General features: G+C 63.7%; 6 protein-coding genes and 1 pseudogene. 4 read left to right on the forward strand and 3 right to left on the reverse strand.

Annotation, left to right across the window (positions count from 1 at the left end):
- Nucleotides 1-126: 126 nt before the first annotated feature.
- Nucleotides 127-945, reverse strand: a complete 819-nt coding sequence (locus tag EWE75_RS22955) for an Abi-alpha family protein (RefSeq protein ID WP_130160395.1) — start codon at nucleotides 943-945, stop codon at nucleotides 127-129.
- A gap of 218 nt (nucleotides 946-1,163) precedes the next feature.
- Nucleotides 1,164-2,426, reverse strand: coding sequence for a phosphoribosylamine--glycine ligase (gene purD / locus EWE75_RS22960; RefSeq protein ID WP_130160396.1), 1,263 nt, complete (start codon nucleotides 2,424-2,426; stop codon nucleotides 1,164-1,166).
- Between purD and xseA the strand changes: the two genes are divergently transcribed.
- From xseA to EWE75_RS22980, 4 genes are all read left to right on the forward strand, one after another.
- A complete protein-coding gene (gene xseA / locus EWE75_RS22965; protein ID WP_130160397.1) occupies nucleotides 2,425-3,807 on the forward strand; it encodes an exodeoxyribonuclease VII large subunit in 1,383 nt (460 codons plus the stop codon). The two genes, purD and xseA, sit on opposite strands and share 2 nt — an antisense overlap.
- Nucleotides 3,808-3,822: 15 nt before the next feature.
- Complete coding sequence (locus tag EWE75_RS22970) at nucleotides 3,823-4,020, forward strand: DUF2093 domain-containing protein (protein ID WP_130160398.1); 198 nt, start codon at nucleotides 3,823-3,825, stop codon at nucleotides 4,018-4,020.
- A 185-nt stretch (nucleotides 4,021-4,205) separates the two neighbouring features.
- Entirely contained in the window at nucleotides 4,206-5,090 is an 885-nt protein-coding gene (locus tag EWE75_RS22975; protein WP_231708534.1) for a M23 family metallopeptidase, read from the forward strand.
- A 247-nt stretch (nucleotides 5,091-5,337) separates the two neighbouring features.
- The gene (locus EWE75_RS22980) at nucleotides 5,338-8,172 is read left to right on the forward strand and encodes a TonB-dependent receptor domain-containing protein (RefSeq protein WP_130160400.1); all 2,835 of its coding nucleotides are present in this window, start codon (nucleotides 5,338-5,340) and stop codon (nucleotides 8,170-8,172) included.
- 855 nt (nucleotides 8,173-9,027) lie between these two features.
- Here EWE75_RS22980 and EWE75_RS25805 read toward each other — a convergent pair.
- Nucleotides 9,028-9,728, reverse strand: a pseudogene (locus EWE75_RS25805) (IS630 family transposase); the annotation flags it as partial.
- Nucleotides 9,729-9,951 lie beyond the last annotated feature (223 nt).

A 9,951-nucleotide genomic window follows, 5' to 3' on the forward strand; every position in this document is an offset into this window, starting at 1 on the left:
GCTCCTATGACGACATCGTCGACCATTGCTGCGACGCCTGGAACAAGCTGGTCGACCAGCCCTGGAAGATCATGTCTATCGGCCTGCGTGATTGGGCTCGCGAGTTCTGATCAGTGAATCTTGGTATCATTCCGAATTTTCCGCAGGATAATGCAAATTATCGCTGTCAAAGGTAGAATTATAACTTTCCAAATCATGCTTTTTTAACAAAGCATCATAATCTTCCAGAGGCTCGTAAAAATCGATTATGCGACCACGGTGTCCTTTACAACGAGCATAAAGAGCAATGGCGGTCGAACTTGCCCAAATGCGGGCATTCCCAGTTCTAATATCGAAACCGGACCCCTCCGCCATGAGGCCAAGATTCCGCAGATGATCCAGTATGAGGTCTGCTCTATCCGCGTCCATGATACCAGATCTGCACAATAATTCTGCTCGATCAATCCACTGAGCGATTGTATGGACATATCCTCCAGACGTTTTACCCTTGATCAAGAACTCACAAAGCCAGTTCAACATTATAACTTCTTCAGCGGTTAGCTGCTTTAGAATGTTCATTAACAATAAATTGTCTTCGTTTGGAGAGGATGAGCTGCACGACGATGCAAGCAGCCCCGCCCACATATTTTGCAACTGATCATTATCGGTCCACGACGCTTCCTGAACGGCGATGTGAACTAGGCGCGGATGTGCGGTTTTACTGGCTCCGTCTGTAGGAGGACCGACCAAAATTTCAGCCGCCTCAAGCATTTTTGCGGCATTCCTCGCTCGCCAATTTGCTACCTTATCTCTCAGTAGCAAGCCAAACTCCTCCGAGACCGGCAAGCAAATGCGGCTTAAAAATGCGCCAGCGCCATCAACCACGCCTTTTGTGACAGTATTGATCGCCTCGCCGTAGGCGGCAAGACCGAGCAAATCAGTACCCGTTTTATTGCCTTCCGCCATATGCAAGAACCCTTCACCTAAGTCGTGAACAATCCGATTCGACTAATAGCAGTCAATCTGACCGAAATAATCAATTAACTATTTACGAACGACGGCTGGATGGTATCGAATTTTTATCCAATTTCTGTCCTGGCAATATGATGAGCCCGGCTACGCGGCCGTTCGCGAATGCACGTAGTGCTTGCGCCTGTTTGCGAGCTAAATGATAGGGAAACTCCCTACCCCGCCCGCGCCACCTCGCGCCAGCCGATGTCGCGGCGGCAGAAGCCGCTTGCGAAGTCGAGCGCATCCACCGCCGCATAGGCCGCGCCTTGCGCCGCGCGCACGTCGGCGCCGGTGGCCGTCACCGCCAGCACGCGGCCGCCGGCCGCGACCAGCGCGCCCTCCTCGATCCGCGTGCCGGCCTGGAACACGCGTGCGCCGGTGACCTCGGCGGCGTCGAGTCCGGCGATCGCGCCGCCGGCCTCGGGCGTGCCGGGGTAGCCGCGCGCGGCCAACACCACGGTCAGCGCGGTCGCCTCGGCGAACCGCGCCGCGCCGCGCTCGCCCAACCGCCCTTCGGCCACGGCGAGCATCACGTCGAGCAGATCGTCCTCCAGCCGCACCATCAGCACCTGGCATTCGGGGTCGCCGAAGCGCGCGTTATATTCGATCAGCTTGGGGCCTTGCGCGGTCAGCATCAGTCCGGCGTAGAGCACGCCCGAGAAGGGATTGCCCTCTGCCGCCAGCGTGCGGACGGTCGGCCAGATGATCTCGTCGAGCGCGCGCTGCTCCAGCTCGGGCGTCAGAACGGTGGCGGGGCTGTAGGCGCCCATCCCGCCGGTGTTGGGGCCGGTGTCGCCGTCGCCGACGCGCTTGTGGTCCTGCGCGGTGCCGAACGGGAGGATCGCGGTGCCATCGGTCAGCACGAACAGGCTGACTTCCTCGCCTTCAAGGAATTCCTCGATCACCGCTTCACCGCCGGGGGCGGCGAACAGATCGCGCAAAGCGGCTTCGGCGGCGGCGCGGGTTTCGGCGACGGTGACGCCCTTGCCGGCGGCGAGGCCGTCCGCCTTGACGACGACCGGGATGCCGAAACGGTCGAGCGCGGCGAGGCCCTCCTCAAGCGAGGTGACGCGCGCATAGCCGGCGGTGGGGATGCCGGCGCGGTCGCAGAGCGCCTTGGTGAAGCTCTTCGAGCCTTCGAGCTGGGCGGCAGCCGCCGAGGGGCCGAACACGGCGACGCCGGCGGCGCGGAGGGAATCGGCGAGGCCATCGACCAGCGGCGCTTCGGGGCCGATCACGACGAGGCCGATCGCCTGCTCGCCCGCGAACGCCACCACCGCCGCATGATCGGTCACGTCGAGCGCGACCACCTGCGCATGCGCCGCGATGCCCGGATTGCCCGGTGCGGCGAACAGACTATGGAGGCCCGGCGATTGCGCGAGCTTCCAGGCGAGCGCATGTTCGCGACCCCCCGAGCCGATCAGCAGGACATTCATGGCGGACCCCTTTTACGATAGCCAGGCGCGGCTGGTAGCCGAGGAGATGGCGGGCGACAACGCCGCGCCGCTCTCGGTCGGCGAACTGGCGGCGAAGCTCAAGCGCGTGGTCGAGGGCGAGTTCGGCCATGTCCGGCTGCGCGGCGAGATTTCGGGCTACAAGCGCGTCGCGTCGGGCCACGCCTATCTCGCGCTGAAAGATGACGGCGCGGTGATCGACGGGGTGATCTGGAAAGGGCAGGTCAACATGCTGCCGTTCCAGCCGCAGGACGGCATCGAGGTGATCGCGACCGGGCGCATCACCACCTATCCGGGGCGGTCGAAATACCAGATCATCATCGAACGGATGGAACTAGCCGGCGAAGGCGCGCTGATGGCGCTGCTGGAGAAACTGAAGGCGAAGCTCGCCGGCGAAGGGCTGTTCGACGCCCAGCGCAAGCAGCGGCTGCCGTTCCTGCCGCGCGTGATCGGCGTGGTGACATCTCCCACCGGCGCGGTGATCCGCGACATCCTCCACCGACTCGAGGATCGCTGCCCGAGCCATGTCATCGTCTGGCCGGTCAAGGTGCAGGGCGACGGATCGGCGGCGGAGGTGGCGGCGGCGATCCGGGGGTTCGACGCGCTGGTGCCCGGCGGGGCAGTGGCGCGGCCCGACCTCATCATCGTCGCGCGCGGCGGCGGCTCGATCGAGGATCTGTGGTCGTTCAACGACGAGATCGTGGTGCGCGCGATCGCGGCGTGTTCGATCCCGATCATCTCTGCGGTCGGGCATGAGACCGACACGACGCTCGCCGATCATGCCGCTGACCTGCGCGCGCCGACCCCGACGGCGGCGGCGGAGATGGCGGTGCCGGTGCTCGCCGACCTGCGGCTGACGCTGGCGGCGCACGGCCAGCGCACCGAACGCTGCGCGCGGCGCTATCATGAGCGCGCGCGCGAAAAGCTGGAGGCGCTGGTGCGGGTGATCCCCCGGCGCGACGCGCTGCTCGGGCCACAGCGTCAGCGCGCCGACGATCTCGGCGCGCGGCTCGATCGTGGGCTGGAACGGCGCGTGACGGTAGCGCGCGGCGTGCTCGATCGCTCGTCCGGGGCGCTCCGCCCGGCGGTGCTGGCTCGCCAGTTGGAGAGCGCGCGCGACCGGCTCGATCGGACCTGGCGGCTGGCGCAGTCGCTCAACCCCGATGCCTTGCTCGACCGTGGCTATGTGCGCGTGACGGCGCGTGCCAGCGGTGACACGCTCGTCTCGGGCGCTGCGGCGCGCGCGGCGGGGGCGGTGACGCTCCATTTCCGCGACGGACAGGTCGATGCCAAGGTTGAGCGCGCCGGCCCCAAGCCCTATGATCGCAAATCCGAGCCGGCCGACCAGCCGAACCTGTTCTAGCCGAGAGCCGCCACCATGCTGATGCCCAACACCGATCGCCTCGCCCGGCTGCACTATATGGCGAACGGCTTCCGCGTGCTCACCCCCGGCGACCATGTGCTGTGCGCGGTGAGCGGCGCGCGGATCGTTCTGGAAGATCTGCGCTACTGGAGCGCGGCGCGGCAGGAAGCCTATGCGAGCGCGACCCTCGCCACCGAGGCGCTGAGCGCCTGATGCGCCGCGTCCCTGCGGGATCGTTGCGCCCCTTCCTGTTCTCCCGCGCAGGCGGGAGTCCAGAGCCACAAGAACCGCACATCGTTGCTCTGCCTGGCTCTGGAGTCCCGCTTTCGCGGGAAAACTCGATACGATTTACGCTGGGAGCCTTCCGCAAATACCCCGCCTTTACGGGGAGTGCGACGGTGGCGCTGCTGCTGCTCGGCAGTTGCGCGACCGTGCCGCGCTATCCGAGCATCCCGCCCGCGCCGGCCACGCCGGTCGCGCGTTCGCCAAGCGTGCCACCACCGCGTCCGTCCGGTCCCGTCCGATTCAGCTACACCGGCAGCGTGATTCAGGGCGGGCTGGTGATCGGCACCGCGCCCGCAGGTGCAACACTGGTGACGGTCAACGGCGCGAGCGTGCCGGTGGCGCGCGACGGGCGCTTCGTGTTCGGCTTCGATCGTGACGCCGGGCCGATCACGACATTGGTCGCCACGCTCGACGATGGTCGGCAGGTGCGCGACCAGCTCAATGTCGCGCCGCGTAACTGGGATATCTCAAGGCTGGCGAGCCTGCCCAAATATCCGGTTCCCGCCCCCGAATTCGCCCGCATCCGCCCCACCGAACTCGCCCAGATCGCCGCCGCGCGGGCGCTGAAGACCGATGCACAAGGCTGGCGGCAGGCGTTTATGTGGCCGACGACGGGGCGGATCTCGACGCTGTTCGGCTCGCAGCGCATCTACAAGAACGGCGAGGCGGGCGCCTATCATTCTGGCCTCGACATCGCCAAGCCGACCGGAACGGTGGTATTGGCGCCGGCGGACGGCGTGGTGATCCTCGCAGCGGACCATCCCTTCACGCTGGAGGGCAATTTGCTGATGATCGACCACGGCATGGGCCTCAACACCGCGTTCCTGCATCTTTCGCGGATCGACGTGCGCGTCGGTGATCACGTCCGGCGCGGCCAGCCCGTCGCCCTCTCGGGCGCGACCGGCCGCGCGACCGGCCCGCACCTGCACTGGGCGATCCGCTGGCAGGGCGCGAAGCTCGATCCGCTGCTGGTGGCAGGGCCGATGGCTGCGCACTAGCCACGCGCGCGCGGGAGCGACGTAGACCGAATTTTACAGATATGTTTCAGGTCTGACACAATACGTTGCTGTCGCGCCACATCCCGCATCGAAAGTGCGTTGCAACATAAACGACATCTTTACACGCTGAAAGTAGCGCCTCATCCCTTAGGTATGTTCCGAGCGGCATGTCCGTCATCGGGATCGGCTTTCTCTGTGCGGGCGCAACGATCCGTCGGCCAGGGTATCAAAAGGGACTTTCAGGACCATGATTATTCGTTCTTCGGGGAAGGTGCGCCTGCTTCTCGCTGCCGCTCCGCTAGCGCTAGCCCTCGGCGCTACGCCCGCTTTCGCCGCTGACCAGCCCACGCCGCAGCCCGACACGTCTGCCGCGCCCGAGGCACCCGAAGCGGAAGTCGTCGTTACCGGTTCGCGCATCACGCGTCCGGACCTTGTCGGATCGAGCCCGATCGCCACGATCTCGGCAGAAGCCCTGAAGACGCAGAACGCCATTACGGTCGAACAGATCCTGACCGCGAACCCGCAGTTCCAGCCCGGCGGCACGGCCGCGAGCAACAATCCGGGCGATGGCGCGGCCACGGTCGATCTGCGCGGCCTCGGCCCGAACCGCACGCTCGTCCTGATCGACGGCAAGCGCGCCCCCTCCTACGACACGACCGGCGCCGTCGACGTCAACACCATCCCGACCGCGCTCATCAAGCGGATCGACATCCTGACCGGCGGCGCGTCCGCCGTTTACGGTTCGGACGCGATCGCGGGTGTCGTCAACTTCGTGCTCGACGACCGCTTCACCGGCCTGCGCGCCGACGGCAGCGCGCAAATTTCGCGATACGGCGACGCGGGCCAGTATGACGCCGCGCTTACCGGCGGCATCAAGCTCGGTGATCGCGGTAACCTCGTTGCGAGCGTCGGCTATTCGAAGCGCAACACGCTGAAGTTCGGCGACCGCTCGCTGCTCACCCACACTGTTGATTCGAACGATCCCTGCCTTTCGCATCCGTCCACCTGCACCACCGACAGCGGCGGTTCTTCGAACACGACGCCGACGGCGTTCGACATTCCCGGTGCCGGACGTCAGCAAATCCGCGATGACGGCAGCCTCTCTTCGGATGTCATTCCCTACGGGTTTAACAGCGTCAACTACGGGCAGATCCCGCTCGAACGCTACAACGGCATGGCGCTGGGCCGGTACGAGATCGCCGACGGCATCGAGATTTACGGTCGCGGCAATTACGAGCACGTCAAATCGATCACCAACCTCGCGCCGACCGCGACCGCAGGCTACACGTTCGATATTTCGCCGGACAATCCGTTCCTGACGGCTGGCGAGCGGGCCGCCTTCTTCGATACGGCTGCGAACCCTGCTCTTGTCATCAATAAGCAAACCGGTGCGTCCACGGTGGGTATCCGCCGGCGCGTCACGGAAACCGGTGGGCGGACCGAACAGCACACGACCGAGAGCTACCAGTTCGTCGGCGGCCTGCGCGGCGCGATCAACCCCGATTTCAACTTCGACGCCTTCGTCCAGTACGGCCACGTGAAGAAAAACGAAGTGCTGGAGAACGATCTCTCCTACTCGGCGCTAACCCAGGCGCTCGACGTGATCTCGGGACCGAACGGCCCGCAGTGCCGCGACACTTCCAACGGCTGCGTTCCGCTCAACCTGTTCACGACAGGGACGTTGTCCGCCAAGTCACTCGCCTTCGTGCTGCGTAACGCCACCCAGGATACCACCACCTCGCAGTTCATCGCGGGCGGTAACGTCTCGGGCAACCTGCGCTTCATCCAAAGCCCGTTCGCCAACAACCCGGCCGCGATCAACGTCGGTGTCGAATACCGCCGCGAAAAGGCCGTCACCACGGTCTCCGGCGATTACGCATCGGGCGACCTGATCTATTACGGCCAGGGCCAGAACATCGGAGGTCGCTACGACACCAAGGAAGTTTATATCGAGGCCAAGATCCCGATCGTGCAGGATCGGCCGCTCATTAATGCGCTCGATTTCGAAGGCGGCTATCGTTATTCGGATTATTCGACCGCCGGTGGCGTCAGCACCTACAAGTACGGTGGTGATTACAGCCCGGTCGAAGGCCTGCGCTTCCGCGGCATTTACCAACGCGCGGTTCGCGCGCCGAACATCAACGAGTTGTATGCTCCCGTCACCGGCGGCACGGGCAGCTTGAACGCCGACCCGTGCGCGGGCGCGATCTCGACAACGGTCGCGACGATCTGCCAGGCACAGGGCGCGCCGCCCTCGTCGATTGGCCGGATTCCGGAACCCGTTGCTGGCCAGATCAATATCTTCACCGGCGGCAACCCCAATCTGCAAGCCGAAAAGAGCGACACGTTCACTGTCGGCGTCGTCATCAACCCGCCGAGCCTGCGCGCTTTCTCGATGTCGCTCGACTATTACAACATCGAGATCAACAACGCGATCGATGTGGCCTCGCCGCAATCGGTCATCAACGCATGCTTCATCGGCGGCAGTACGTCGGCTTGCCAGAGCATCAAGCGCAACACGCTTGATGGTTCGCTGAGCGGCAACCTCCAGTTCGGCGTGCCGGCGACCTACCAAAACCTCTCGCAGATCGCGACGGATGGCCTTGAGTTCAATACTGAATATCACGGTGCCACTGCGGGCGGCTTTACCTATGCCGTAAGCTACGCGGCCAATTACATCCTGAACTACAAGCAGGATGGCTATCAATATGCCGGTCATTTCGGCGCCGATAGCAGCCCGCACGAGCCGATGTCGCGCTACAAGCATGTCGTGACGGTCGACCTTGGTCTCGGCGGGGTCAATCTCACCACGCGCTGGCGGTTCCTCAGCAAGGTGACCGCAGATGCGGATACGCCGATCCTGAAGAGCACGATTCCGGCCTTCTCGTACTTTGACGAAACCGCGACCTTCTCGGTCAACAAATCGTTCGACTTCCGGGTCGGCGTGCAGAATCTGTTCGACAAGCAGCCGCCGATCGTCGGCTCGACCGTCGGCACCGATTCGAACGCGGGCAATACCTTCCCGAACACCTATGACGTCATCGGGCGCTCTTTCTTCGCCGGTTTCTCGGCCAAGTTCTGATCGTCACAAAACAAGATTGGGCGGCGGGCCATGGCCCGCCGCTTTTTGTGCATCAGGCATGGCGTTGATGTGGGAGGTGCAAGTCCCTTGCAGGCCCCGCTGGTGGGAACTGCTCGCTGAAGGCAACCGCGTCGTCGCGAGGCGGGGTGGGAAGGAAGTCGGAGGTATAGCTCGGAGCTGACGAACAGAAAGCGGATACAAGGCCGGTGCGGCGGGGTAACCCAGCAATGGATGGGGACGCCCAATACCCAGACAGGCGCGCGCTTTGGTAAATCCGGCGGCGACCGAGCGAAGGATCAACGTCTTACCCCGGGAGATCTCCCGGCCTCTCCGGTCGCTGCGGAGTATGGCGGTAGCGATGTCGCCGAATGGGTCGGGAGAAGTCGACAGAAGCCATGGTAGCTGGTGTATGCCAACGAAGAGCTGAATTCGGTACCCGAGGAGCAAGACCGGGTTCATTCGAAGAATGTGGAGCGGCAGCAAGGCAGCGGGAAGCAGCAGGACTTCTTCGATGAAGCCCTCAAGGCATCGCTTCGCCACGACCCCCCGGCAAAGGCGGAACCGGCGCTGGGACGGTTGAGGAGCAGCAATCACCTACGGCATGCACCAGGACCCTCGCCTTGACCTTTTGCGTGATGGAAGATGCGGCCAGTTCGGCCAACCTGAACCAAGCCTGCAAGTGAACAATGCGACCTCATTGGCCGCCCAGCTCAGGAAGCTGCTCGTGTTCGACATGAGCGCGTTGGCGTTGGCCGCGCCGATGATCTTGATATCGCCGCGCAGGCGAGGGCGCTCTGCCCGCATCGAAGCACGCACGGGACAAATCCCGTAGCAGCTCATACCAAGGCGCATTGATCAGAACCCATGTGCCCACTGTCGCAGTCCGATGGACATGATGCGCCATGGTTGCTCGACGAGCGCGTTCCAAGCGAAGCAGCAATGGTCAACGATGTCCTCGTAGGATGTGAAGATGCGGTTGGACAGCCAGTTGTCACGCATGAACTGCCAAAGGTTCTCGACTGGGTTGAGTTCCGGGCATCTCGGCGGCAGCGACATCAGGGCGATATTGGGCGGCACGATCAACTCGGCTGATCCGTGCCATCCGGCCTGATCGAGCAGCAAGACGGCATGGGCGCCCGGCCCGACGTGGAAGGCGATTTCCTCGAGATGCATGCTCATAGCCTCGCTGTTGCATTTGGGCATGACGATGCCCGCAGCTTTGCCTTCAGCGAGGCAGATTGCGCCGAAGATCCATGCTGAGGAGCGGCGTTGATTCTTGGGCGCTGAGGGGCGTGTGCCGCGCCTGGCCCAACGCCGGGTGAGCTTGATTTGCGCCAGACGGGCGGCAAAGCTTTTTTAAAATCGACAATATCATCTGGCTTCTGGCCATGGTGGCGGGGCCGCGCCGAAAGCTTGCGATAGCCCATAGCGCGAAGCTCGCGCCCGAGAGTGTGGCGCGTGACGGAGAGCGCGAACTCATCCCAGATCCACTGCGCCAGATCGGCAAGCCGCCAACGCACCACGCCATGCGCCGCAGGGATCGGTCCCGCCTCGACAACCGCCGCAAGCCGGGCGCGCTGCTCATCGTTCAGGATCGAGGCCCCCCCGGCGCTTTGCGTGTTGCCAGACCATCGGGGCCGCTCTCGTTGAACTGAACCGCCCCGGGATTGTCGGAGGCTCCAACTCCTGAGAAGGCGGAGCCGATATGAGCAAGACAACGAACAAGTTTTCACCCGAGGTTCGCGCCCGTGCGGTTCGGATGATATTGGATCACGAAGG

The organism is Sphingomonas populi (genome assembly GCF_004208535.1).
Classification (GTDB): Bacteria; Pseudomonadota; Alphaproteobacteria; order Sphingomonadales; family Sphingomonadaceae; genus Sphingomonas; species Sphingomonas populi.